Origin of the sequence: Mycobacterium shottsii (assembly GCF_010728525.1) — a bacterium.
Classification (GTDB): Bacteria; Actinomycetota; Actinomycetes; order Mycobacteriales; family Mycobacteriaceae; genus Mycobacterium; species Mycobacterium marinum.
This window is the reverse complement of record NZ_AP022572.1, coordinates 5,701,560-5,727,200: the sequence shown is the minus strand read 5'-3', so window position 1 is coordinate 5,727,200 and position 25,641 is coordinate 5,701,560. Positions and strand designations below refer to the sequence as shown.

The window sequence follows — 25,641 nt, the reverse complement described above, 5'->3', positions numbered from 1 at the left end:
TACCTACCAGGGGAACAGAAAGCGCGAGGCACCGTCATGCTTGTAGCTGAACCGGCACCTGCTAAGTCCGTCTAGTGTATGCGGCGTGAACAGGCGGATATTGACGTTGATGGTGGCGCTGGTACCGATTGTGTTGTTCGGGGTGCTGCTAGCGGTGGTGACGGTGCCGTTTGTGTCACTGGGCCCCGGCCCCACCTTCGACACCCTCGGCGAGGTCGACGGCAAGCAGGTTGTCCAGATCGAAGGTACCCAAACGCACCCGACAACGGGTCACCTCAATATGACGACCGTGTCTCAACGCGATGGGCTGAGCCTGGGTGAGGCCCTAACCCTGTGGTTGTCCGGGCAAGAGCAGCTGGTGCCGCGCGACCTGGTGTATCCGCCGGGTAAGTCGCGCGAAGAGGTCGACAACGCCAACAGTGCGGATTTCAAGAACTCCGAGGAAAGCGCCGAGTACGCGGCCCTGGAGTACCTGAAGTACCCCGACGCGGTGACGGTGGCCACCGTGAGCGAGCCCGGTCCGTCCGCGGGCAAGTTGAAGGCCGGCGATGCCATCGACGCGGTCAACGGCACCGCGGTGGCCAATGTCGAGCAGTTCACCTCGATCTTGAAGGAGACCAAGCCCGGCGATGTCGTGGTGATCGATTTCCGCCGGAAGAACGAGGCGCCGGGCGTCGCGCAGATCACGCTGGGCACCAACAAGGATCGCGACTACGGCTTCATGGGCGTCGCGGTGCTCGATGCGCCGTGGGCGCCGTTCGTGGTCGATTTCCACCTCGCCAACGTGGGCGGCCCCTCGGCCGGGTTGATGTTCAGTCTGGCCGTGGTGGACAAACTGACCACCGGCGACCTGGTCGGTTCGACCTTCGTGGCCGGCACCGGAACGATCACCGCCGACGGCAAGGTAGGCCCCATCGGCGGCATCACCCACAAGATGGCGGCCGCCCGGGCCGCTGGTGCCTCGGTATTCCTGGTGCCGGCCAAAAACTGCTACGAGGCGGCCTCCGATACGCCCAGCGGCCTGCGGTTGGTGAAGGTCGAAACGCTGGGCCAAGCGGTGGACGCGTTGCACGCCATGACCGCGGGGACTGCGACGCCGAGTTGCTAGCACCCGGGGGTGCGTAGAGTTGTGACCGTCTAGAAAAATCTCTAGCAGCCGGTCGGGAAACGTCTCGTGGAACGACGGCCTTCAAAACGGCGCCAGCCAAACCGAGCAGGGAGCGTAGCTAGTGGGGATGCGGCCCACCGCAAGGATGCCGAAGCTGACTCGGCGCAGCCGGGTTTTGATCTTGATCGCTTTGGGTGTGATCGCGCTGTTGTTGGCGGGTCCGCGTCTGATCGACACCTACGTCGACTGGCTGTGGTTCGGCGAGCTTGGCTATCGCTCGGTGTTCACCACCGTGCTGGTCACCCGATTCCTGGTCTTTCTGGTGGCCGGAGTGCTGGTCGGAGGCATTGTCTTCGCCGGGCTGGCGCTGGCCTACCGCACCCGCCCGGTTTTCGTGCCGAACACCGACAACGATCCGGTGGCGCGCTATCGCACCGTCGTACTGGCTCGGCTGCGGCTGTTCGGGATCGGGATACCGGCGGCGATCGGCCTGTTGGCCGGGATTGTCGCCCAGAGCTACTGGGTTCGGATCCAGCTGTTCTTGCATGGCGGTGACTTCGGGATCACCGACCCGCAGTTCGGCAAAGACCTCGGCTTCTACGCCTTCGAGTTGCCCTTCTACCGGCTGCTGCTCAGCTACTTGTTTGTCGCGATCTTCCTGGCGTTTGTGGCCAACGTGGTGTCGCACTACCTGTTCGGCGGCATCCGGTTGACCGGCCGCAGCGGCGCCCTGAGCCGCTCGGCGCGCATTCAGTTGGTCAGCCTGGTCGGGGTGCTGGTGCTGCTCAAAGCGGTCGCCTACTGGTTGGACCGCTATGAGCTGCTGTCGCACACCCGCGGCGGCAAACCGTTCACCGGTGCCGGATACACCGACATCAATGCCGTGTTGCCGGCGAAGCTGATTCTGATGGCCATCGCCGTCATCTGCGCGGCGGCGGTGTTCTCGGCGATCGTGCTGCGCGACTTGCGGATCCCCGCCATCGGTTTGGTGCTGTTGCTGCTCTCGTCGCTGATCGTCGGCGCCGCCTGGCCGATGATCGTCGAGCAGATCAGCGTCAAACCCAATGCGGCGCAGAAGGAAAGCGAATACATCAGCCGAAGTATCACGGCAACGCGGCAAGCCTATGGGCTGACGTCGAATGTGGTGACGTATCGCAACTACACCGGCGACGGCGAAGCGACCGCACAGCAGGTCGCCGCCGACCGCGCCACCACCTCCAACATCCGGCTGCTCGACCCGACGATCGTCAGCCCGGCGTTCACCCAGTTCCAGCAGGGCAAGAACTTCTACTATTTCCCCGACCAGTTGTCGATCGACCGCTACTTCGACCGCAACAACAACCTGCGTGACTACGTGGTCGCGGCGCGCGAACTCAACCCGGATCGGCTGATCGACAACCAGCGGGACTGGATCAACCGGCACACCGTGTACACCCACGGCAACGGATTCATCGCCTCGCCGGCCAACACCGTTCGGGGCATCGCCAACGACCCGAACCAAAACGGCGGTTACCCCGAGTTCCTGGTTAACGTCGTGGGCGCCAACGGCACCGTCGTGTCCGACGGTCCGGCGCCGCTGGATCAGCCGCGGATCTACTACGGGCCGGTCATCTCCAACACCCCCGCCGACTACGCGATCGTGGGCAAGACCGGTGCCGACCGGGAATACGACTACGAGACCAGTGCGGACACCAAGAACTACACCTACACCGGAAGTGGGGGAGTGTCGGTCGGCAGCTGGATCTCCCGCACCGTGTTCGCGGCCAAGTTCGCCGAGCGCAACTTCCTGTTCTCCAACGTGATCGGCTCCAACAGCAAGATCCTGTTCAACCGTGATCCCGCGCAGCGGGTGGAGGCGGTGGCGCCGTGGTTGACCACCGACAGCGCGGTCTACCCGGCGATCGTCAACAAGCGGATGGTGTGGATCCTCGACGGCTACACCACCTTGGACAACTACCCGTACTCGCAGCTGACCTCGCTGTCGTCGGCGACCGCGGACTCCAACGAGGTCGCCTTCAACCGGCTGCTCCCGGACAAGCAGGTCTCCTACATCCGCAACTCGGTGAAGGCCACCGTCGACGCCTACGACGGCACCGTCACGCTGTACCAGCAGGACGAGCAGGATCCGGTGCTCAAAGCCTGGATGCAGGTCTTCCCCGGGACGGTCAAGCCCAAGGGTGACATCAGCCCCGAGCTCGCCGCGCACCTGCGCTACCCCGAAGACCTGTTCAAGGTGCAGCGCATGCTGCTGGCCAAGTACCACGTCAATGACCCGGTGACCTTCTTCTCCACCTCGGATTTCTGGGACGTGCCGCTTGACCCGAACCCGACCGCCAGCAGCTATCAGCCGCCGTACTACATCGTCGCGAAAAACATTGCGAAGAATGACAATTCGGCGTCATATCAGCTGATCAGCGCGATGAACAGGTTCAAGCGCGACTATCTGGCCGCCTACATCAGCGCCAGCTCGGATCCCACGACGTACGGAAAGATCACCGTATTGACCATCCCGGGGCAGGTGAACGGTCCCAAACTGGCCAATAACGCGATCACCACCGACCCGGCGGTGTCCCAGGACCTGGGTGTGATCGGGCGAGATAACCAGAACCGCATCCGCTGGGGCAACTTGCTGACCCTCCCGGTGGGCCAGGGCGGGCTGCTCTACGTGGAACCGGTGTATGCATCCCCGGGTGCCAGCGACGCGGCCTCGTCGTACCCGCGCCTGATCCGGGTGGCGATGATGTACAACGACAAGATCGGCTACGGCCCCACCGTGCGCGATGCGCTCAACGGGCTGTTCGGGCCGGGTGCGGGTGATGCCGCCACCGGAATCCAGCCCACCGAGGGCGGAGCATCCGCCAATCTGCCGCCCAACAACGCGCCCTCGCCAGAGGCGTCACCGGGAACACCGCCATCACCGCCCACAGCGGTGCCGCCGGCTCCCGAGGCGTCGGTGACGCTTTCACCGGCCAAGGCCGCGGCCATGAAGGAGATTCAGTCGGCCATCGGCGCGGCGCGTGATGCGCAGAAGAAGGGCGACTTCGCCGCCTACGGGGCAGCGCTGCAACGGTTGGACGACGCGATCACGAAGTTCAACAACACCCAGTAGAGGCGAGCTGGGGTCCGTCCTTGCTGCCCTGGTCGCTCTTGCTGCTCTTGTCGCCGCGAGCGTGCGTGTCTGTGCACTGACACGCCGCTTGGGCCGGCATTTTGCGCACGCTGGTGCTGGCCGTGGCCGACGTGGTGGTTGTCGTTACCCGTGCATGCGGCGGGCCACTTCGCCGTAGCGCTCGAATCGCCCAGGGGCGCCCAGGGCGTTGTACATCACCAGGCGGGTGGCGATGCCCCCGTATTTGTCGGTCAGCGCATTGGCCAGCCCATCCCAGCTGGACTCGGTGGCAAAGGCATCGATGTGCTCATCGGAGATCTGGGCCATCATGGCGGGGAAATCCCCGGCTTTCTGCTTTTCCCGAATCCGCGCGGTGGTCCCCTCGAACCCGGCCTCGTCCCAGATGAACGCGTAATTGGGCGTGCTTCCGTAGAAGGCCATGCTGGCGCGCACCGACTCGCGTTCGATCGCACGCTCCTCGTCACTGTCGCCGACGATGGTCATCACCGGCACGATGACGGCGATGTCCGCCGGTGAGCGCCCGGCTTTCGCGGCGCCCATGGCGACGTTGGGCACGACATGGCGGGTGAGGTAGCCAAGCTCGCCGAGCGGATGGATGTGTACCCCGTCGGCCACCTCGCCCGCCATCCGCAGCATCCACGGATTCACCGCTGCGATATCGACTTTGGGGTCGGGGGCATCGATGGGGCCCGCGCTCCATTGGGGGGTGATGAAGTCGAGATCGTAGAAGTCGCCATGGTGGTCCAGCGTCCCCGTGCGGAAGGCGGAGAAACACGCCTTGACGGCGAGCACGTAGTCGCGCATGCGCGGGCCGGGGCGTTCGAAGGCCATGCCATAGCGCCGCACCACGTGAGTGCGTACCTGGGTGCCCAGACCGAGCCGGAACTTTCCGCCCGTCGCCTCCTGCAGCTCCCAGGCCGTGGCCGCGGTGACGAACGGACTGCGGGGAAAGGCCACCGCCACACCGGTGGACAGCTCCAGGCCGGGCGCGGCCTGTGAGGCGATAGCGGCGTTGAGATAGGCCGTGCGGCCGGTTTCGGTGAACAGCAGACCGGAGAACCCCGCGGCCTGGGTGCGACGGGCCAGATCGCCGATCTGAGCCAATGGTTGCGGGATCGTCATCACATCGATGTGCACGCCGTCACAGTATGCCCGCGAAGCCGTCGCTGGCGATGGCGCCGCGGGCGGTAGCGCCCAAGACGCCCAGTTGAGCGTCGCCGTCGGGCCGTCTTGCTGCGGGCCGGATTGTTTGTTCGGTGCTGGGCGCCGACGGCGCCGCGTTTCCAGGCGTTTTCGGGCCGCGCGGGCCGCTGAGCGTGCGATTTGGAGAGCCCCGTACGTGTTCGGTAACCTTGCATTCACCAACGCGGGGTGGAGCAGCTCGGTAGCTCGCTGGGCTCATAACCCAGAGGTCGCAGGTTCGAATCCTGTCCCCGCTACTACGTGAAATGGCCCTCAGGCGCAAGCTCGGGGGCCATTTTCTATGGCTTTGGGAACACTTTTGGGAACATTAGCTGGGCTATACGCTGTGCGATTCCGGTTCATGCTTGACGTTTGGGTTGCGGTTGCTGTTTGACGGTTTGGGGACGCGGTTTCGGTAGGTGTGCGACAGTAGTTCCGGTAGGTGGTTTACACCCGGCGTGTTGCCGCTGGTGGCGGTGAGTTCTTTCGTGGTCGTGGGTGGACTGCGGAAGGGGCCGGCATGTTGCAGGAGCTGCGGATGTCCGAAATGCGGTATCGGGCGGTGCTGGAGGTGTTGGACGGAGCGCCGGTGACCGCGGTTGCCCGTCGGTTCGGGGTGTCGCGCCAGACGGTGCATGCCTGGTTGCGCCGGTACGCCGAGGAGGGTGCGGCGCTGAATTTGAGGACCGGTCTTCGCGTCCACATCGGTGTCCGCATCAGATGCCAGTCGAGGTGGAGGCGCGGGTGTTGACGTTGCGTGATGCCCATCCGCGGTGGGGCCCGACCCGCATCGTCTACGAGCTGCAGCGCGACGGTGTGCCGGTGGTGCCGGGTCGTTCCAGTGTGTATCGGGCTTTGGTGCGCAACGGTCGTATCGATCCGGCCAAGCGTCGCCGGCGGCGCAGCGATTACAAGCGCTGGGAGCGGGGCCAGCCGATGGAGTTGTGGCAGATGGACGTGGTCGGCGGGCTGCATCTGCGCGATGGCATCGAGGTCAAGGTGGTGACCGGCATCGACGACAATTCCCGGTTCGTGGTGTCGGCGAAGGTGGTCGCGCGGGCGACGGCACGGCCGGTCTGTGCGGCGCTGTTGGAGGCGCTGCGCCGCCACGGGGTGCCCGAGCAGATCCTGACTGACAACGGCAAGGTGTTCACCGGCCGGTTCGGCCCGGGTGGCTCCAGTGCGGAGGTGCTCTTTGACCGGGTGTGTGGAGAACGGCATCGGGCATTTGTTGACCGCTCCGCGCTCACCCACGACGACGGAAAGGTTGAGCGCCTTCACAAGACGATGCGGGCGGAGATTTTCGCCGAGGTGGACGGGGTGTTCGACGCCATCGCCGATTTGCAGGCCGCGATAGACCGGTGGGTGCAGTACTACAACACCGCGCGCCCGCATCAATCGTTGGGGATGGTGGCGCCGGCGGCCCGGTTCGCGTTGGCGGCCGGTCCGGATCTCAGCGTCGTCGAGCCGGTCGCGGCAGTCCCAGCCGAGGGGCAGCACCCGGGGGCGCCGGTGGATCTGCGCGATGCCGGCGTGCGCCGCTGGGTGAATCGGCATGGGTCGATCAGTGTGGCGGGTTTTCGGTACCGGGTACCAATCGTGCTGGCCGGAGAGCCGGTGTCGGTGGTGGTGGCCGACAACCTGGTGTCGATCTATCACCATGACGTGCTGGTGGCCTCGCACGTGCAGCACCGCAAGACCGACAACACGACGGGAGTGGTCCGGCAGGGCCGGCGGACGGCGCGGCCGGTCACCAGCGGGATCGTGGTGACCCGGGTGGTCGACAGCAACGGTGATGTCTCGTTCGCGGGGACGATGTATCGGGCCGGAAGGGTGTGGCGGGGAAAGCAAGTCGAGGTGTCGATCGTGGCGGAGTCAGTGCAGATCGCGTGCGCGGGAGCGATCGTGCGGACCCATGCCATCCGCCATGACCGGGCCAAGGAACACGGCGCCTTCGCCACCCCGCATGGCCGTCCCCGCAAGCCGCGCCAGGATGCACCGGAGGGTCCCGGGGTCAAGGCCACGCCGCTGCGCGGTCGGCCCGAGGGCCGAGCCTTGACCCCGGCCCCTTGACCGGCACCCACCACACCGACGCGGGAAACGCCCTTAACCACCAAGGCCCACGCCCTGTAACGCACCTACCGGAACTCATCCGTCAAGCGGGTACCGAAACTTGACAGCTGGGCTATACGCTCAGAGGCGCCTTAGGGCGTGTCTGCTTAATGTGAATGGTGTTTTGGCTGATGCTGTTTGGGTGATGCGGACGCATGCGATTTCTGATGATTTGTGGTCGCTGATCGTGGCGGTGTTGCCTGCGGGGCGGCGGCGTGGCCGGCCGTGGAACGATCATCGACGTACTCTGGAGGGCATTATCTGGCGTTACCGTACGGGATCTCCGTGGTGTGACCTGCCCGAGCACTTCGGTCCCTGGCAATCGGTGGCCGAGAGGCATCTACGCTGGTCGGTCGATGGCATCTACGCGCGGATCTTCGCGGCGATCGCCTCTGACCTCGACGCCGAGGACGCCGACCTGGGCGCACTGTTGTCGGTCGATTCGACCAGTGCGCGCCCACCAACACGCAGCCGGAGCGCGCTCCGGGCGCCGCACAGGGGGATCTGTCGAATTACAAGAAATATCTCGATGAGCCCGATGACCACGCCATTGGGCGTTCCCGCGGCGGGCTGACTACCAAGATCCACGCCTTGACCGACCAGCTGTGCAGTCCGGTCACCCTGGCACTGTCGGCCGGTCAAGCCGGTGATAATCCGATGCTTTGGCCATTGCTGGCCGCCCGGTGCAGCAACTCATACGCCCCGTTTCGCCTGCTGGCGGACAAGGCGTACTCCCATGACTCGACGCGGGCACAGCTGCGCCGGCTCAAGATCGCCCATACCATCCCCGAGCGCAGCGACCAGATCACCCGCCGCAAAGCCAAAGGCCGCAACAGAGGACGGCCTCCGGGGTTCTCAGGCCGAATCTACAAGCACCGTAACACCGTCGAGCGAAGCTTCAACCGGCTCAAACACTGGCGCGCGGTCGCCACCTGCTACGACAAATACGCCCTGACCTACCTCGGCGGTGCCACCCTGGCCGCCATCATCACCTACCACCGCGTCCGCAATTAGCAGACAGGACCTAGTGAGTCGTCGGCTCATACACGCACGTGGGCTACAGGAGAACGGTGGGGGCGAGTGTCGTTTACGTTCGCAGATTTGCCCGAGCCAAACGAGGTCACCTGGGCGACTGGGCGGGTCACGACGCGTACCTACGCCAGCCGGAGTTTCGTCATGGCATTCGGGCAGGACGCCGGTCAGAAGGCGCGCTATATCCACAAGGTGTTCGACGAGTTACCCACCGAAGATGACGATGACTGGGAATGGACGAAGGACGTGATCTATACGACGCCCGGCGGACGCAAGCAGATCGAACTCAACGTCGCGCGATCTGCTGGCTCCGTGCGCAAGATTCGGATTCAGAAGGTGCCCACTTCAGGAGACGCGACCAAGCTGGAGCCTGTACTCGAACTCGACCGAGACCAGTCGACCCGGTTGATCGATCTCATCAAGGCACTGGATTCGATTCCGGTCGACGGCGAAAGCACCGTTTACGTCGATGACCAGGTTTTGCGCGATTTCTTCTCGGACCCAGGGGCGATGGGCCGCGCATATTCACAGGATCCAGAGCGATTTCGTGCACTCATTCAGAGCGACGCGGATGCCCGTGACGTCATCGCGTTGCAGCACCGACGCGAGGTCGTAGCGACGATGCGAACGTGGCTCGAGGACGATGCCGTGTTCGACGTCGAGAAGGACTCCGCAGGTGGGCCGGAACGTGCGTGGCAGCGACTGTTGGAGGCGAACCCGTGGGTACTTGGTATCGGCCTCGGAGGGCAGCTGCTGACTTCTTGGGATAAGGGCAAGCTTGAGAAAGTCGTGGTCGGCAGCGATATCACGACGGTCGGCAAACGAGTTGATGCGCTGTTGCGTACGAACGGGATAGTGCGATCGCTGGCCTTTGCTGAGATCAAGCACCACCGAACGGAGTTGCTGGCCGAGGAGTATCGATCCGGTGTGTGGCGGCCTTCGAACGAGCTGGCAGGGGCGGTAGTGCAGGTCCAGCAGACCGTGCGTATGGCAGTGCGCGACCTCGGAGATTACATCGAGGATTCGGCCGACGATGGCTCGCGGACGGGCACAGGCACCTTCATCGTGCGGCCACGTTCGTTCCTCATCGTCGGGTCGTTGAGCCAGTTGTTAGGTGACGGCGGTGGACCAATCGACAACAAGGTGCACAGCTTTGAGCTATTCCGGCGCAACCTTCATGAGCCGGAGGTCATAACATTTGACGAGCTCCTAGCCCGTGCCGAGTGGCACGTGAAGCTCGCCGAGGAGCAGGCAGCCGTTAGGCAAGAGGTCGAATCCCAGGATGGACCAGAGTCACAGGCTCCGGCCGGACAGACTGTGGAGGCTCCACACGCGTCAAGCATTGATCCGTGGGGTTCGGCAAGCCCTGGATCAGCAACTGCCCAGAGCTCCGACCCGTGGGGTGACGACCCGCCGTTCTGAGAGGCCGGCGTTTGCGCCAGTCCGCAGCACGCGTAGGTACTGGCAAGAACCCGTTGCCGACATGCCCGGGTAAGTTAGCTGAGAGGCTGAGATCCGCTCGATAGGCCCCGTTGGGTCCGGATCATCTGGTTAATGCGCTCATACAACTAGCCAGTCGAGTCGATTCGTAATCTGCCTTGGCGGCTTGTTCTGACATAGGTGAGGGAAGCGGTGCGGAATCACGCGTGCAATTCCACGGTGCTATCGCCGAAGTCGGCAACGACGCGCAGATTGCCCCCTAGGGCAGCCACATACGACTGCAGGGTGCCGAGTTCAATATGCGACAGGTCACCTACCTTCCAGCTTGGACACCCGTGCTTGGGAGACACTCATAAGGGCCGCGACGTCAGCCTGGCGGACGAGGCCGTGCGCCTTCCGGATGTCGGCAAGCTGCTGCGCCTGGACGGCCTCGTGCATCTCCTTGCGCGCGGCATCTGCCCGCGCCGGGTCGAGCCGCCCCTGCGCGATCGCCTCCGCGCGAATCTCACGCCAGTGGCGCGCCACGTTCAGTCACCTCCCTCGGTCGCGAGCCAGTTCTCGTAGCGCTGCTCAGCTATCGGAATGTTCTTGTCGTACCAGCTCTTCCAGTTGCCCGCCTTGTCGCCGCCGAGCAGCAGGATTGCCTGCCGCTCGGCGGCGAAGATGAACAGGATTCGGATGCTGGTGCCGGCTGGGCGCAGCTCCTTCATACTGTGAAACTTCGACCCCTTGACTTTGTCAACTGTCGGCCGACCCAAGGTTGGTCCCTCAAGCTCAAGCAGATCGATGGCGCCGGTAACGGCGGCCGTCGCATCGCTATCGAGCGTGAAGTACCAGGTTTCGACCTCCTCTAGCAAGATCACGTTCCAGGAGTTCGACACTAATATAACTCCTGAGTTATATGCAATAGGTCCGCGCGCAGACCGCTCAGGCCAGGTCCTTTCCGTCGTCCCACGCGTCACCGAGGAGGAACTCGGGAGCCTGTTCGGCTGCCTCGCGGTCGTCGTTGCCCAGCACATGCGCGTAGGTCTCCAGGAAGAACCCGACGTTGGCGTGGCCGATCCGCTCGCTGATCACCTTCGGGCTGATGCCGGCCCGCAGCGCACCGGTGGCATAGGAGTGGCGCAGATCGTGAAAAGTTATGCGGGACAAGCCTGCTGTTGCCGCCAGACGGTCGAACCGCTGACGAATGGTGTCGGGGTGCGGTGGCCGGCCGTCCTGGTAGGTGAACAGGTAGTCGCCGGGATGGTAGGCGTCGCCGAAGAACTCGCGTTCGGTGTTTTGGAGTTCGCGCCAACGGCGCAGCGCTGCCACGGTGGTGCGGTCGATGGAAATCGTCTGATCGGCGTTGCGGGTCTTGCCGCCGGCCTTGTCGACTGCCCGGCCGCCGACCACCACGCGATTGTCATGGACGTTGATGACACCGGTATCCAGGTCGACGTCAGACCACTTCAGGCCGCACACCTGGCCGCGCCGAATGCCGGTTGTGAGTTCGAGCAGGAACAGCGCCGTGAACCGGTCGTCGCGGATCGACTTGAGGAACGTCCGGATTTCGTCAGCGCTCCACACCGTTCGGCGCGTGCGCGGACGACGCGGTGGTTTCACATTGCTCGCCGGGTTGTCGGTGAGGTATTTCCACGCCACCGCGTCGACGAGTGCTCGGTGCAGAAACGCGTGGACATTGAGGACGGTCTTGGGTGCTAATCCAGGCGAAATCGGTTTGGGCACAATGCCTACCCGATAGCGCCTTACCGCGGTGCGGGCCGCGTGGATTGTTGTGTCGCATGCCTCCGACAGCTGCCGGGGTGTGGGCGGGGCGCCCGCGGCGCTGCGCTCGGACCAATAGGCATACATCACGGTTTCGTTGTCGCGCTTGACGCGACCCTCGGTCAGCAGCTTGGTGTAGAGCTTCAAGAGTTGAGGCTCGTCAAGTCGCTGCAGGCGCTCGGCACCGATATGGGGAATGACGTATGTGCGCGGGTAATCGCTCCAGCTGCGCCACGTCGTGGCGTCGAGTGCGGGTTCGATAGCGGCGAGCCATTAGGTGAGGAATTGCGCGACTGTGCGGGTCGAAGGCTTGACGATCCGCCCGCGGTCAGCATCTCGCATGGATTCCCGGCAGGCTTTCCAGGCCTCGCGCTCGGTCTCGAAGCCGCCTTTGGTGATCCAGGGATATCGGCCGGTCGCGGGGTCCCGCTCGGGGAGGCGGAATTTGTAGTACCACGCCGAACCACGCTGATGGACAGTGCCTTTCACGAGGCCACCAGCTCGCGCAACCCGGCCGTTACCACGTAAATCCGGCCGCCAAGCCGACGAACGGGCAACTCGTCGGAGGCCACCAGTCGGTAGGCTGCCGCCCGGCTGATTCCCAGTAGCTGCGCGGCGTGGGGAACCGCGAGCAGCAGGGGGAGATCATTGAACACGTTGTTTTCCAAGATAATTCACCACCTTTCCGCAATCTTGACGGGATTTTGCACGGATGAACGGTTCCTGTGGACTTGGGGGCTGCACTGTGGACAAAAACGCGCAGCTTCCGTTCCGTCGGCCTCAGTGACCGTGATTGTGCGAGAATGCGCGTCCTCGCATTCACCGCACCAAGGCACTGCTGGCGCGGGCGAGCTTGGTGGCTGCCACGGGTGCGTGAGACGCCGGGCCAGTACGCGAATCGGATCCCGTGCCCCGTTCGGGTTTCGGATGAGGTGGGTGGCGAGATCTGCGGCTGGCCAACCGCGTGCCAGGGCGGATTCGATGGCTGGCAGGAGAGTGTGCGCGTCGCACTCACCCAGCCGCCACGAATCGCTCACGGCGTGCAGGATTTGTGCTGCGGAGTCACCCGGTTCGGATGGGGATTCGGTTGATGGATTCAAGGGGGCCCGATTCGGGACCCCCGTAGGGTGCCTCTCTGATACCGCCCCCGTCCCACTGCGGGACGGCCCCCTGTCCGTGGCCATGAAAAAGTAGCCACTGGTGGCCAAGTCGAGGTATCCAGTTTTGGCCAGATAAAAGTATCCACCCGTGTTCGTCGTGTCGATCAGGAACTGTGGGCCCCGATGGTGACGGTGAAGGCGCCAACCAATGGCCATCATCACCGGGGAGTTCTATTGAAGTCTGTGAAGGACCGCATGGACATCATTTCTGCCGATCAACAGCTCGGGTCGTACCGGGCCGCCGCCGACGCGTGCGGCACCACGCATCGCACCGTCAAGAAGATCATCGACAAATTCGAGGCCGACCAGGCCGGCATACCGCCGGCACGGCGGGCCGAACGAGGGCACAACTACGATTCGGTGGCCGAGCTGGTCGCCGAACGTGTCGAGAAATCTGGAGGCCGGATCTCGGCCAAGCGGCTGCTGCCGATCGCCCGCACCGCAGGCTACCAAGGCTCGGATCGCAACTTCCGGCGTCTTGTTGCCGAGGCGAAGACGTTGTGGCGCAGCGCCAATCACTGCGGGCGCCGTCCAGCGGTATGGTCACCAGGGCAGTACCTGGTGATCGACTGGGCCCAAGCGGCACCGGGATTGTTCCTGTTCTGCGCGGTGCTGGCATTCTCCCGGTGGCGATTCGTGCGTTTCGCCGCCGACCAGAAGGCCTCGACCACGCTGGCGTTGATCGCCGAAACCCTGTCGGCGATCGGCGGGGTCCCGGCGTGGGTGCTGGCTGATCGGATGGCCTGCCTCAAAGGCGGGTAGTCGCCAATGTGGTCGTCCCGACCCCGGATTACATCCGACTGGCCACCCATTACGGGTTCGCCCCGGACTTCTGTCACGCCAACGACCCACAATCCAAGGGCATCGTGGAGAACCTGTGCGGCTATGCCCAACGCGACCTGGCGGTGCCGCTGCTGACCCAGTCCGCTGTCGACGGCGTGCCGATCGACATCCGGGCCGCCAACGCCGCTGCGGCGGCGTGGTGCGACGAGGTCAATGCCCTGGCGCACTCGGAGATTCAGGCGATTCCCGACGAACGGTTGGTCTCCGAACGCCAAGTACTGCAACCACTTCCATCGTTGCGCTTACAGATCGGGGCGCCCACGGTGCTGCGCAAGGTCGACCGACTCTCCTGTGTGCGCTACGGCTCGGCCCGCTACTCGGTACCCACCCGGCTGATCGGCACCACCGTGGCGGTGGTGGTCGATCACGGCGCGGTCTGCCTGGTCGAACCGGCTACCGGGATGATCGTGGCCGAACACGAACTGGTCGCCCCAGGCTCAGCGTCGATCCTCGATGAGCACTACGACGGGCCAAGGCTGGCACCGAGTCGGGGCCCGCGGCCCAAGACCAGCGTGGAGAAGCAGTTCTGCGCCCTCGGCGCGGACGCCGAGGCATTCCTCGTCGGCGCCGCGGCGATCGACAACACCCGACTAGGTCCTGTCTGCTAATTGCGGACGCGGTGGTAGGTGATGATGGCGGCCAGGGTGGCACCGCCGAGGTAGGTCAGGGCGTATTTGTCGTAGCAGGTGGCGACCGCGCGCCAGTGTTTGAGCCGGTTGAAGCTTCGCTCGACGGTGTTGCGGTGCTTGTAGATTCGGCCTGAGAACCCCGGAGGCCGTCCTCTGTTGCGGCCTTTGGCTTTGCGGCGGGTGATCTGGTCGCTGCGCTCGGGGATGGTATGGGCGATCTTGAGCCGGCGCAGCTGTGCCCGCGTCGAGTCATGGGAGTACGCCTTGTCCGCCAGCAGGTGAAACGGGGCGTCTGAGTTGCTGCACCGGGCGGCCAGCAGTGGCCAAAGCATCGGATTATCACCGGCTTGACCGGCCGACAGTGCCAGGGTGACCGGACTGCACAGCTGGTCGGTCAAGGCGTGGATCTTGGTAGTCAGCCCGCCGCGGGAACGCCCAATGGCGTGGTCATCGGGCTCATCGAGATATTTCTTGTAATTCGACAGATCCCCCTGTGCGGCGCCCGGGCGCGCTCCGGCTGCGTGTTGGTGGGCGCGCACACTGGTCGAATCGACCGACAACAGTGCGCCCAGGTCGGCGTCCTCGGCGTCGAGGTCAGAGGCGATCGCCGCGAAGATCCGCGCGTAGATGCCATCGACCGACCAGCGTAGATGCCTCTCGGCCACCGATTGCCAGGGACCGAAGTGCTCGGGCAGGTCACACCACGGAGATCCCGTACGGTAACGCCAGATAATGCCCTCCAGAGTACGTCGATGATCGTTCCACGGCCGGCCACGCCGCCGCCCCGCAGGCAACACCGCCACGATCAGCGACCACAAATCATCAGAAATCGCATGCGTCCGCATCACCCAAACAGCATCAGCCAAAACACCATTCACATTAAGCAGACAGGACCTAGCCGCAGAGCTGGAGATCCTGCTCGCCCTGGGGGCCGCCCACGGCACCGACGCGCTGATCGCGGCGCTGCACCGGGCGGTGGCGTTTCGCCGGTTCCGGGCCGCCGACGTGCGCTCCATCCTGGCCGCGGGCACCGGAACCCCACAACCCCGCCCTGCCGGGGATGCGCTGATTCTGGACCTACCGGTCGCCCCGATGCGTTCCCTGGACGCCTACAAGATCGGACCCGTCGGAGCCGATGACGAGGTGATCTCATGACCACGACATCACCAACGACTGCCGTCGAACCCGTGGCGCCGCCGTCGTTGCCGCCGCTGGCCGCTGATCTGGATGCCGGGCTGCGGCGGTTGAAGTTGGCCGCGGTGCGGCGCAGCGCACCCGAGGTCTTGCTGACCGCCAAGACCCAACGCTGGACTCCTGAGGAAGTGCTGCGCACGCTCGTCGAGACCGAACTGGCCGCCCGGGATGCCTCCAACATCGTCAACCGACTCAAGGCCGCCGCGTTCCCCGTCTCGAAAACGTTGGAGTCCTTCGACGTGGCCGCCTCGTCGATCCCGCCGAAGGTTTTCGACTACCTGTCAAGTCTGGAATGGATACGGGCCCAACAGAACCTGGCGATCATCGGCCCGGCCGGCACCGGCAAATCCCACACCCTGATCGGGTTGGGGACCGCGGCGATCCACGCCGGGCTCAGGGTCCGCTACTTCACCGCCGCTGATCTCGTCGAGACCCTCTACCGCGGCCTGGCCGACAACACCGTCGGCAAGATCATCGAATCGCTGCTGCGGGTCGACCTGATCATCTTGGACGAACTCGGCTTCGCCCCACTCGATGACACCGGTACCCAACTGCTGTTCCGCTTGGTCGCCGGCGCCTACGAACGCCGCAGCCTGGCCATCGGGTCACACTGGCCCTTCGAACAATGGGGCCGGTTCCTGCCCGAGCAGACCACCGCAGTCAGCATCCTCAACCGCCTGCTACACCACGCCACCCTCGTCATCACCGACGGCGACTCCTACCGCATGAAGGACGCCCAGCACCGGAAGGAGCAACCCACACCAACCTAGGAACTACCGCCCGGGGTGGATACTTCTATCTGGCCACCAGCGGATACTTCAACTTGGCCATTGACACCCCCGTGTCGACACGGGACGAGGGGGTCCCGCATCGGGACCGGGTGGAAGATGTGGTGCCCGAGGGTGATTCAGGTAGTAGCGGGTGGAGCGGCGGGCACCGGAATCGTGGAATTGCGGGCGTCGAGACATGAAGCCCCTAGTCTCTAGAAAGCTCAGCGCGCGCAAGACCGTGCTTCTTCCGGCGCCGGATTCAGCCATCAGCGTGCGGATCGACGGATAGCAGGAGAAGTTTTCATCCGCCTTGTTTGCCAGCAGGACGAGGATGAACTTCGCCACCGGTTGAGCGACGTCCGAGTCTTTCGCCCACGCGAGGGCTTCCCAGCTCATGTTGACGCACCGAAAAGGCGCTGCCCACCGGCAGCCGTTTCGGCGGGCTGCGCCGAGCGGCGATCCGTGGCGCGTCGTCTCATGTCTAAACGGTAAGTCCGCTCATGAGCCTCGCGCGACGGTCACGCAAATATTTCTCTGTCGAGTTTTACTGCGGCACAGGTGAATTACCGCCAATTCCCGCGACGGGGTACAACATCGCGAAACGTGCCGCTTCGCAACGGCATTCCGCGTGGCGCGGTGCTGACGCGGACGAGGCGGCGGATCTGCTCGCCGGGTGTGCCGGGATTGGCCGATCGCGGCCCTGGCTTTACTGGGCACTGAGTTAGCGTCGAGTGAGTCGCGCTCTAGCCATTGAGAAGGCGTGCCTTCCTCAGCGAAGTCAGCAATCGTTGAGCCGCCCGCAGCGTCGGGGCATGCGCCGCGGCGTTCAGTTGTCCCGAGTCCGCTGCGGCGGCCAACGCCTCCAGAACAGTGCGGCATGCTCGCGGCGAATTCAGCACGATCTGGGCGGCTTCGGCGGGGTTGGACGGAATCTGCTTTGCATCGACCCGAACACGTTCCACAATGCGCTCGACGGGTTTCTCGACTACCTCGATCCGCACGGCGACGGCGCCATTTTTTTGCTGCGCGTCGCTCCTCATAGGCCGCTCGCCGGCACTGCTGCGAACACCAGATGGAGGGACGGCCGGGCTTCGGCGGCCACGTGCTGTTCGGTATCTCCGCGCTGCATCGCGGGCATAGCTTCATGGGCATGCAAACAATGGTAAGTGCACGCTGTGTAGTTAGATACGGACGAAATTGCGTTATCGTTTCGTTACCCTGAGTGCAAGAGGTGTGATGTGTTGGAGGCGAGTCGAGTTAGGGCGGCCTAACTGCAGGGAGTACCTGTGTTCGGCGTGGACAGGGCGTGCCGATCGAGTCGGCACGGTATTGGCCGTACGGATTTCTGACTGGGATTGCGTCGGTGTAGGTAACGTTTGCCACGCGATGATTAATGAGGATCGTGCCGGCCTTCTTCCCGCGGAGACGCGTGCCCGTGTGCGTATCGATCAGCAACTGGCCCAGGCAGGCTGGAAGGTCCAGGACAGAAAAGACCTGAATCTCTTCGCAGGACAGGGCATCGCCGTCCGAGAGGTCGTGATGAAACCCGAGCACGGCCGGGTCGACTACCTGCTGTCCGTGGACAAGGCCGTCGTCGGCGTCATAGAGGCCAAACCAATGGGCACGCCCCTGTCGGGTGTTGAGTGGCAGTCGGCCATGTACGCCGACGGGTTGCCGGCTGATGTGCGGCTTGCTGCCAAGACCCGGGATGGTCGGCTGCCGTTCGTGTTCGAGGCGTCGGGAGCGGAGACGCACTTCACCAACGGTTTCGATCCCGATCCGCGGGCACGTCTAATCTTCAACTTCCCCAAGCCGGCGACGTTGGCCCGCATCCTGCGTGACGCCGATGCCTCGCCGGAGCGCCCGACCTGGCGCGCCAAGGTTCGCGATCTCCCGGCCCTGGATACCGGCCCGCTGCGCCCAGCACAGATCAAAGCCATCAATGGAGTCGAGAAGAGTCTGGCCGATCAGCAGTCGGACCGGTCGCTGGTTCAGATGGCCACCGGGGTCGGAAAGACCTACACCGCGGTCACCGAGTCGTACCGGCTACTGAAATACAGCGGCTTCAACCGGATTCTTTTCCTGGTCGACCGCAACAACCTCGCCGACCAGACGCTGGAGGAGTTTCAAAACTATCGCACGCCCGACGACGGTCGCCGCTTCACCGAGTTGTATAACGTGACCAAGCTGTCCAGCGCCGGGCTACTCGGTTCGAGCAAAGTCACGATCTCGACCATCCAGCGGGTCTACAAATTCCTCAACGACGGCGAAGTCAGCGACGCCGACGATCCCAACCTCGATGACTTCGCCCCGGACACCCCCGTCACGGTCTCCTACAGCGACGGCCTGCCACCGGAAACGTTCGATCTGGTCATCGTCGACGAGGCCCACCGCAGTATCTACGGAGTCTGGCGCGGCGTCTTAGAGTACTTCGACGCCCACGTCATCGGTCTGACCGCTACCCCGGGCAAGCAGACCTTCGGGTTTTTCCGCCAGAACCTGGTCTCCGAATACACCTATCCCGAGTCCGTCGCCGACGGCGTCAATGTGGACTTCGACATCTACCGGATCCGCACCCGGATCAGCGGGCAGGGTTCTCGCATCGAAGCGGGGACGGTTGTGCCGAAGGTGGACCGCCGCACGCGGGAACAGAGACTCGAAACCCTTGACGACGACTTGGATTACGGTGCTGCCCACCTTGACCGTGCCGTCACCGCCACTGATCAGATCCGTACCGTGCTGGAAACTTTCCGCGATCGGCTTTTCAGCGACATCTTCCCGGGACGCTCCACGGTGCCAAAGACTTTGATCTTCGCCAAGGACGACAACCATGCGGAGGAGATCGTCACGCAGGTCCGCGAGGTGTTTGGCAAAGGCAACGATTTCGCGGCAAAGATCACCTACAGCGCGCGCAACGCCAAGGAACAACTCCAGGCGCTGCGGACGAGCCCATCGCTGCGGGTGGCGGTGACCGTCGACATGATCGCCACCGGCACCGACGTCAAACCGCTGGAGTGCGTGTTCTTTATGCGTGATGTGCGCTCCGCGCAGTACTTCGAGCAGATGAAGGGCCGTGGTTCGCGCACGATTGCTTCGGCGGACTTTCGGGCGGTCACACCCGACACAGACAACAAGACCCGGTTCGTCATCGTCGACGCCATCGGCGTCACCGAGCACCCATTCGTCGAGCCACCACTGAACCGGCAGAAGTCGGTCAGCCTCAAGAAGCTCTTGGATAAGGCCGCTGCCCTGACCCTGACCGAAGATGAAGCAGCAACCCTCGCGTCGCGGTTGGCGAAACTCGAACTTGCGCTTACCGATGAGGAACGGCGGGAACTCGATGAGGTTGCCGGCCAACCCGTCCGCGACATAGTTAGGGCACTCGTGGACGCTGTCGAGCCGTCCACTGGATCGGCCGAGGCGATCGAGCGTGCTATCGAGCCGGTTGCTGCTAACCCCGAGCTACGCAACCGCATACTCGAACTCCGCACCGCCCACGATCGGGTCATCGATGACGTCAGCAGCGACGAACTCGTCGATGCCGGGGGAGTGGTCGACACGAATCGCGCCCGATCGATCGTGGAGTCGTGGCGGGCCTATCTCGATGAGCACCGCGACGAAATCACCGCTATCCAGGTCGCCTACGAGGCAGGCGAGCAGCGAGTCGACTTCTCCTACATCCAGGGGCTCGCTGTCCGCATCGCTCGGCCGCCGCACAACTGGACTCCCGACATCATCTGGAACGCCTATGCTGCGATCGACGCGCCCAGGGTCCGTAAGTGCCCCACGCACACCCTCACGGATCTCGTTCCGCTGATCCGCTACACCATCGGCGTCGACGACGAACTCGTTCCCTACGGTGAGCGGGTGCGGGAGAAATACGCGGCGTGGTTAACGCAACAGGAACAGGCTGGTGTGGTGTTCAACGACACTGAGCGCTGGTGGCTGGATCGGATGGTGTCGGTGATCGCCAACTCGGCGGGGATCAGGGTGGAAGACCTGGACGACGCGCCGTTTATTGAGCGTGGCGGTACCGATGGAGCGTTGCGGGATTTGGGCTACCGTGCCGGCGAGCTGATTGAAGAGTTGAATGCGGAGCTGACCGCGTGAACTGGCCGGTCCGCCCGCTCTCCGAAGTCGCGGAAGTACGGCTTGGTCGCCAGCGTTCGCCGAAGAACCACCAGGGCGACTCGATGCGGCCATACCTTCGCGCGGCGAACGTGACCTGGTCTGGACTCAGCCTTGACGACGTTAAGTCGATGAACTTTACCGGCGAGGAGCTGGCCACGTACCGCCTCAAACCAGGAGACATCGTTCTAGGTGAAGCGTCGGGTAGCCCTGGCGAAGTCGGTAAGCCAGCGATTTGGTCCGGTGAGATACCGGACTGCGCATTTCAGAACACGTTGATTCGAGTGCGTCCACGTGAGCACGAGCCCAGGTTCCTCTTGCACTACTTCCGATATCAGGCGCTCGTCGGCAAATTTGTCGAGCACTCACGGGGCGTCGGTATCCACCATCTCGGGCGCGCTCGGTTGGCGACATGGCCGACGCCTGTGCCGCCAATTGCGGAGCAGCGCCGCATCGTCGATCTGCTAGAAGACCACCTCTCCCGCCTCGATGTTGCGAATCGTGGCTTGGCGCAGAACCTTAATAAACTCAACGCCCTCCGAGTACGCACTATTGTTCATGCCTTAACAGCAGCAAATGTCACCGATCGCGCAGACGCGACGCTTGAGGAAGTCGGGACTGCAGACGGACAGCTTCCATCACTGCGGGTTGGCTGGTCGTGGGCGCGACTCGGGCATGTGGCTGATGTCGTAGGTGGCGTCACTAAGGACGCAAGTAAACAAGGAAATCCCGCGTTCGTCGAGGTGCCGTATCTGCGAGTTGCAAACGTCCAAAGGGGGCGATTGAAACTCGATGACGTCGTGACGATTCGGGTGCCACCGGCCAAGGCAGATGCCTTGAGGCTGATGAAAGGCGATGTCCTGCTCAATGAAGGCGGCGACCGGGACAAGCTAGCCCGTGGCTGGGTCTGGGAGAACCAGATCGACGAATGTATTCACCAAAATCATGTCTTCAGGGCACGTGTCCGCGAGCCTCGGCTCGATCCATTCTTTTTGTCAATGACAGCGAACACAATTGGCGGACCTTGGGCCGAGCGCAACGGCAAGCAGAGCGTAAATCTCGCGTCCATCAGACTCAGCATGATGCGGAAGATGCCCGTGATCGTTCCTGCCGCGGGCGAAGCTGAGCGCATCGTGACTGCTATCCGCGAGAGGCAATCTGAGTACGACCGGCTAGAGGGGGCATTAGTTGAGGCTCGGATACGAGCCGACGCGCTGCGACGCTCTTTCTTGGCTAACGCCTTCTCGGGTCGACTGAGCAGTGCGGAACTCGGCTCGTCGCCCCCAGAAGAGTTGGTCCACGCGTGAGCGGCAAGCAGATCAAGCTGTTTCTCGTCGATGGCACACCCGGCGGATTGACGACGGCCGAGATCACCAACTGGACCGGACATGTTCTGTCCGCCAGCCGTTCAGACCTGGCCGATCTCGTCAAGCGCGACGAGGCCCAGCGCACCGGTGCCTACATCTTGTTGGGTGACGACGAGGCAGCCGTGGGCAACACCCGGTGTTACATCGGCGAGGCCGATATCGTCGCCGATCGCCTGCGATACCACCAGCGCGACAAGGACTTCTGGGATCGGGTGGTGGTCATCACGTCGAAAGACACCAACCTAACCAAAGCTCACGGCCGTTACTTGGAGTCCCGGCTGATCCTGTTGGCAACACGCGCCGGTCGGGTGACGCTGGAGAACAACACCGCGCCCCTAGTTCCAGCCTTGCCAGAGGCGGATGCCTCCGACATGGATTATTTCGTGTCCCAGCTTCAGATAGTCCTGCCAGTGCTCGGCGTCAATGCAATTCGGGTCCCTTTGCCCAAATCCTCGAGCCGCCTGCCCACCGAAGCCACAGAATCGCCGATCTTCCGGCTCCGACATATCAAGCTTGGCGTTGATGCTCAGGCGCAGCAGATAGACGGGGAGTTCACAGTGCTTGCTGGCTCACTCGTCGTCGCCTCCTGGCACGGCATCGGCAAGGCCGACAGCACCATGAAGGCCTAAGCCTCCTACCGGGCCCAACACGAGCAGTTGGTCGCCGGCGGCGCCATTGCGATCGAGGGCGGCCAAGGTCACGTGACTCGCAACATCGTGTTCTCGTCCCCATCGACCGCGGGCGCTGTCGCTCTCGGGCGTTCCTGCAACGGGCGCCGCGAGTGGATCTCGGCGGAGGGGACCTTCGGTGAGTGGGAAAGCCGAGGTATCGAGTAATGCTGACGTCGCCGCGCAGACGCGGCTTGTCAGAGCGTGTTGAGATCATGAGTGAGAGCGTTGTTGCTGGTGAGGGAAGAATTGATTTCGACATCTTGCGCTATACCGTGATGACGACCAGTCGGAGCATGAACTGAGGAGGTAGCTGCGATGATGAAGGAGATCGAGCTCCGTCTTGTTGACGCTCCCGCCCCCAACGGCGAGATTCCGGTCAAGGACCTAGCCGCCCTCGCGACTGCCTTGCAGGAGTTGACGACTCGAATCAACTGCGAAGTAATCAATACGCCTGGACCCGGCCGCACGAAGCAGTTCATGGAGGAGCTTTCGCAACTGCGGCTTCATGCGGTTGAGCCTGGAAGCACTGTCCTCCGATTCAGCAAGGGCCCGAGCGACAAACTCGACGTCGACCTGACCGAACAAGCCTTAGCGGATGACCGCTTGTGGGAGATTGTGCGGGCTATGGGCGAGGATCGTCGCCCCGATTGGACGACTGACTTGATCGCGGAGAGCGTCGGCAAGCTGGTCAACGCCATTCAAGCGGCGGCGCCGACGGTAATCCTCGGCACGCCTTCGCGGCCGGAGGTGCGGATTGCGGCGTCGGCGATGCATGTCGAAACGTGGACACCGACGCGTGTCCGCACAGGAACGGTCATGACCGCCGCCGGCCGACTCGAGAAGGTGGATCTACGGTCGCACGAGTTCCGTCTTCGTGACGACGTAGATCACACGGTCGATCTCAAGCGTGTCGAAAACGATACCGTCGCAGCACAACTCGTTGGCCAGTGGGTGGTTGCGCAAGGGACCGGGATACAACATGCGTCTGGCCGGCTTGTCGCTCTTCAGAATGCGCGCGTGCTTCCAGCGGACGATCCCGCAGCCGAGTATGTCGGCCCCAAAGTCGTTACCCTCGAAGAGATTTTGTCCAGCGCTCCTGGACCAGACCCAAATGGCGGGCTCGACCTCACCGACGACGAATTTGCGGCATTCCTTGAGGCAGCGCGTTCGTGAGCGAAATCGCGGCGACGGTAGTCGACACCGATGTGTTCAGCCTGACCTACCTTCGCCACGCGAGCCCTGATCCGCGCGTCCCTGGCTGGCGCGAATACCTGACGGGGCGGCGTGTACTCATTTCCTTCCAGACCAGGGCTGAGGTGCTTGCCGGTGCGCGAAGCGCCCGCTGGGGCGGGCCGCGGATGGCAACGACGATTGAGACCCTCAACCGGACGCCCACCATTCGCCCCGACAACGAAGTCGTAGATGCGTACGCCCTTCTCGTCAGCGAATGCCGAAGGCTCGGTCACCCTCTACACGGCAGGGAGCACACCGGCGATCGATGGATCGCCGCATGTGCCATCGCCAAGCGGCTAGATCTACTGGCCGGCGACGGGATCTACCAGGGCGCGCCAAATCTTTTCGTGCAAAGCTGATTAGAAGGGCAAACCACTTTGTCTGATTCCCGGCGCTTGGTCGACAAACTCTGGGGCTACTGCAATGTCCTGCGCGACGACGGCGTTGGCGTCATCGAGTACACCGAACAACTCACGTACCTGCTGTTCCTGAAGATGGCACACGAGCGGGCGACAAGAAAGCTCAACCCGCAGCAGATCGTTCCGGACGAGTATTCCTGGCAGAAGCTCCTGGATGCCGAGGGAACGGACCTTGAGGTCGAATACACGAAGATCCTCGTCGGGCTGGCGCAGCAGCCGGGCACACTTGGCACGATTTTCCGCAAGGCGCAGAACAGGATTCAGGATCCGGCCAAGCTCAAACGCCTCATCGTGGATTTGATCGACAAAGAAAACTGGTCGGTTTCGGGCACAGATCTCAAGGGCGACGCGTACGAGGCACTGCTTTCCAAGGGCGCATCCGACAAGGGGTCGGGTGCGGGTCAGTACTTCACCCCACGTGACCTCATTCGGGCCATGGTCGACGTCATCGACCCCACACCTGCCGACATGGTCGTCGACCCGGCGTGTGGCACCGGGGGCTTCCTCGTGGTCGCCCACGAACACGCCGTGCAAGGGGCTGAGAACCTGACCCCGACGAAGCGCAAGCACCTGCGTGACACTTTCGTCACCGGCTATGAACTCGTCGACGGGACAGCGCGTCTGGCCGCGATGAACCTACTGCTCCACGGCATCGGAACCGCCGACGGCGACTCACTGATAGATGTTCGTGACGCACTCATATCCGACCCTGGCCGGCGCTGGTCGGTAGTGCTGACCAACCCGCCGTTCGGCCGCAAATCGTCGTTGACGATGGTCGGTGCGGATGGTCGGGAAGTGCGCGAGGATATCGAGATCGAACGGCAGGACTTCGTCGTTACGACCAGCAATAAGCAGCTCAACTTCCTGCAGCACATTATGACCATTCTCGACATCAATGGCCGCGCCGCCGTCGTCCTTCCAGATAACGTTCTCTTCGAGGGCGGCGCCGGCGAGACATTGCGACGAAAGCTGTTGGCCGACTTCGACTTACATACCATGCTCCGCCTACCCACTGGCATCTTCTACGCCCAAGGTGTGAAGGCGAACGTGCTCTTTTTCGACAAGAAGCCGGCCTCCGAGCAGCCGTGGACGACCAAGCTCTGGGTCTACGACCTGCGCATCAACCAGCACTTCACCCTCAAGCAGAACCCGCTGCGCCGCCATCACCTCGACGAGTTCGTCGACTCCTATCTCAGCGGAAAGCCCCGTGACGAACGTGTCGCGTCGGAGAGATGGAAATCGTTCGCTTACGAGGAACTCATCGCGCGCGACAAGGTCAACCTCGATATCACCTGGTTGCGTGACGAGTCGCTCGAAGACGCCGACAACCTGCCGGCGCCCGAGATCATCGCCAGAGAGATCGTGGAAGACCTTACCGCCGCGCTCGCGGAGTTCGAGGCGGTAGCGGCGGCCCTCGAAGCCGCCGCGAACGGAGACGCCGCCGGAACCTGACTGG

At 63.4% G+C, this 25,641-nt stretch carries 19 protein-coding genes, 1 tRNA gene and 7 pseudogenes; 18 read left to right on the top strand and 9 right to left on the bottom strand.

Going from position 1 to position 25,641, the window contains the following annotated elements; all coding sequences use genetic code 11:
• Positions 1-85 precede the first annotated feature (85 nt).
• Entirely contained in the window at positions 86-1,108 is a 1,023-nt protein-coding gene (locus G6N41_RS26535; RefSeq protein ID WP_198966128.1) for a YlbL family protein, read from the top strand.
• A gap of 121 nt (positions 1,109-1,229) precedes the next feature.
• Positions 1,230-4,217 (top strand): UPF0182 family protein, encoded by a 2,988-nt coding sequence (locus G6N41_RS26530; RefSeq protein ID WP_198966127.1) that lies wholly within the window; start codon positions 1,230-1,232, stop codon positions 4,215-4,217.
• A 144-nt stretch (positions 4,218-4,361) separates the two neighbouring features.
• Here the strand turns inward: G6N41_RS26530 and G6N41_RS26525 are convergent, their stop codons facing one another.
• The gene (locus tag G6N41_RS26525; RefSeq protein WP_198966126.1) at positions 4,362-5,375 is read right to left on the bottom strand and encodes a TIGR03617 family F420-dependent LLM class oxidoreductase; all 1,014 of its coding nucleotides are present in this window, start codon (positions 5,373-5,375) and stop codon (positions 4,362-4,364) included.
• Between the two features lie 228 nt (positions 5,376-5,603).
• On the opposite strand from G6N41_RS26525, the gene G6N41_RS26520 reads away from it, so the two are divergent.
• The 4 genes and pseudogenes from G6N41_RS26520 to G6N41_RS26505 all read left to right on the top strand — a co-directional run bounded on the left by G6N41_RS26520 (position 5,604) and on the right by G6N41_RS26505 (position 9,986).
• Positions 5,604-5,677 (top strand) — tRNA-Met (locus G6N41_RS26520).
• A gap of 263 nt (positions 5,678-5,940) precedes the next feature.
• A pseudogene (locus tag G6N41_RS26515) lies at positions 5,941-7,493 on the top strand (IS481-like element ISMyma5 family transposase).
• A 181-nt stretch (positions 7,494-7,674) separates the two neighbouring features.
• Positions 7,675-8,546 (top strand): annotated as a pseudogene (locus G6N41_RS26510) (IS5 family transposase).
• Between the two features lie 66 nt (positions 8,547-8,612).
• Positions 8,613-9,986, top strand: a complete 1,374-nt coding sequence (locus tag G6N41_RS26505) for a Shedu immune nuclease family protein (RefSeq protein ID WP_231608730.1) — start codon at positions 8,613-8,615, stop codon at positions 9,984-9,986.
• A 218-nt stretch (positions 9,987-10,204) separates the two neighbouring features.
• On the opposite strand, the pseudogene G6N41_RS26500 reads toward G6N41_RS26505, so the two are convergent.
• From G6N41_RS26500 to G6N41_RS26480, 5 genes and pseudogenes are all read right to left on the bottom strand, one after another.
• Positions 10,205-10,535: pseudogene (locus G6N41_RS26500) on the bottom strand (XRE family transcriptional regulator).
• On the bottom strand, positions 10,532-10,867 hold the full coding sequence (locus tag G6N41_RS26495) for a type II toxin-antitoxin system RelE/ParE family toxin (RefSeq protein ID WP_231609055.1): 336 nt from the start codon (positions 10,865-10,867) through the stop codon (positions 10,532-10,534). Before G6N41_RS26495 ends, G6N41_RS26500 begins: the two are co-directional and overlap by 4 nt.
• Before the next feature lie 64 nt (positions 10,868-10,931).
• The gene (locus G6N41_RS26490) at positions 10,932-11,918 is read right to left on the bottom strand and encodes a tyrosine-type recombinase/integrase (protein ID WP_198966124.1); all 987 of its coding nucleotides are present in this window, start codon (positions 11,916-11,918) and stop codon (positions 10,932-10,934) included.
• 126 nt (positions 11,919-12,044) lie between these two features.
• Entirely contained in the window at positions 12,045-12,260 is a 216-nt protein-coding gene (locus tag G6N41_RS26485; RefSeq protein WP_198966123.1) for an Arm DNA-binding domain-containing protein, read from the bottom strand.
• Positions 12,257-12,439, bottom strand: a complete 183-nt coding sequence (locus G6N41_RS26480) for a helix-turn-helix domain-containing protein (protein WP_205876824.1) — start codon at positions 12,437-12,439, stop codon at positions 12,257-12,259. Before G6N41_RS26480 ends, G6N41_RS26485 begins: the two co-directional genes overlap by 4 nt.
• Positions 12,440-12,640: 201 nt before the next feature.
• Here G6N41_RS26480 and G6N41_RS26475 point away from each other — a divergent pair, with 201 nt between their 5' ends.
• Both G6N41_RS26475 and istA read left to right on the top strand, forming a co-directional pair.
• Positions 12,641-12,862 (top strand): hypothetical protein, encoded by a 222-nt coding sequence (locus G6N41_RS26475; RefSeq protein ID WP_198966122.1) that lies wholly within the window; start codon positions 12,641-12,643, stop codon positions 12,860-12,862.
• 243 nt (positions 12,863-13,105) lie between these two features.
• A pseudogene (gene istA / locus G6N41_RS26470) lies at positions 13,106-14,367 on the top strand (IS21 family transposase); the annotation flags it as partial.
• Positions 14,368-14,378: 11 nt separating this feature from the next.
• On the opposite strand, the gene G6N41_RS26465 reads toward istA, so the two are convergent.
• Positions 14,379-15,251 (bottom strand): IS5 family transposase, encoded by an 873-nt coding sequence (locus tag G6N41_RS26465; RefSeq protein WP_407663850.1) that lies wholly within the window; start codon positions 15,249-15,251, stop codon positions 14,379-14,381.
• Positions 15,252-15,297: 46 nt separating this feature from the next.
• Between G6N41_RS26465 and G6N41_RS26460 the strand changes: the two are divergent.
• Together G6N41_RS26460 and istB are read left to right on the top strand one after the other, a co-directional pair.
• Positions 15,298-15,558: pseudogene (locus tag G6N41_RS26460) on the top strand (IS21 family transposase); the annotation flags it as partial.
• Positions 15,555-16,367: an IS21-like element helper ATPase IstB gene (gene istB, locus G6N41_RS26455; RefSeq protein ID WP_198965366.1), complete on the top strand. Its 813-nt coding sequence runs from the start codon at positions 15,555-15,557 to the stop codon at positions 16,365-16,367. The pseudogene G6N41_RS26460 and the gene istB, both read left to right, overlap by 4 nt.
• Before the next feature lie 48 nt (positions 16,368-16,415).
• Here istB and G6N41_RS26450 read toward each other — a convergent pair whose 3' ends face one another.
• Together G6N41_RS26450 and G6N41_RS26445 are read right to left on the bottom strand one after the other, a co-directional pair.
• Positions 16,416-16,763: a helix-turn-helix domain-containing protein gene (locus tag G6N41_RS26450; protein WP_198966121.1), complete on the bottom strand. Its 348-nt coding sequence runs from the start codon at positions 16,761-16,763 to the stop codon at positions 16,416-16,418.
• 347 nt (positions 16,764-17,110) lie between these two features.
• Positions 17,111-17,368, bottom strand: a complete 258-nt coding sequence (locus G6N41_RS26445; protein ID WP_198966120.1) for a hypothetical protein — start codon at positions 17,366-17,368, stop codon at positions 17,111-17,113.
• 538 nt (positions 17,369-17,906) lie between these two features.
• Here G6N41_RS26445 and G6N41_RS26440 point away from each other — a divergent pair.
• The 8 genes and pseudogenes from G6N41_RS26440 to G6N41_RS26415 all read left to right on the top strand — a co-directional run bounded on the left by G6N41_RS26440 (position 17,907) and on the right by G6N41_RS26415 (position 25,637).
• Entirely contained in the window at positions 17,907-20,477 is a 2,571-nt protein-coding gene (locus G6N41_RS26440; RefSeq protein WP_231608729.1) for a type I restriction endonuclease subunit R, read from the top strand.
• Positions 20,474-21,802, top strand: a complete 1,329-nt coding sequence (locus tag G6N41_RS26435) for a restriction endonuclease subunit S (protein ID WP_198966118.1) — start codon at positions 20,474-20,476, stop codon at positions 21,800-21,802. Before G6N41_RS26440 ends, G6N41_RS26435 begins: the two co-directional genes overlap by 4 nt.
• On the top strand, positions 21,799-22,491 hold the full coding sequence (locus tag G6N41_RS26430) for a GIY-YIG nuclease family protein (RefSeq protein ID WP_231608728.1): 693 nt from the start codon (positions 21,799-21,801) through the stop codon (positions 22,489-22,491). The genes G6N41_RS26435 and G6N41_RS26430 overlap by 4 nt, the downstream gene beginning before the upstream one ends.
• A gap of 27 nt (positions 22,492-22,518) precedes the next feature.
• Positions 22,519-22,698, top strand: coding sequence for a DUF4357 domain-containing protein (locus G6N41_RS29330; RefSeq protein ID WP_231608727.1), 180 nt, complete (start codon positions 22,519-22,521; stop codon positions 22,696-22,698).
• Between the two features lie 150 nt (positions 22,699-22,848).
• Positions 22,849-23,064, top strand: a pseudogene (locus tag G6N41_RS29325) (hypothetical protein); the annotation flags it as partial.
• A 540-nt stretch (positions 23,065-23,604) separates the two neighbouring features.
• Positions 23,605-23,706 (top strand): annotated as a pseudogene (locus tag G6N41_RS29320) (hypothetical protein); the annotation flags it as partial.
• Positions 23,703-24,125 carry a PIN domain-containing protein gene (locus G6N41_RS26420; protein ID WP_198966116.1) on the top strand — a complete coding sequence of 141 codons (423 nt, stop codon included), beginning with the start codon at positions 23,703-23,705 and terminating at the stop codon, positions 24,123-24,125. The pseudogene G6N41_RS29320 and the gene G6N41_RS26420, both read left to right, overlap by 4 nt.
• A 36-nt stretch (positions 24,126-24,161) precedes the next feature.
• Positions 24,162-25,637 (top strand): class I SAM-dependent DNA methyltransferase, encoded by a 1,476-nt coding sequence (locus tag G6N41_RS26415; protein ID WP_231608726.1) that lies wholly within the window; start codon positions 24,162-24,164, stop codon positions 25,635-25,637.
• The last annotated feature ends 4 nt before the right edge of the window (positions 25,638-25,641 follow it).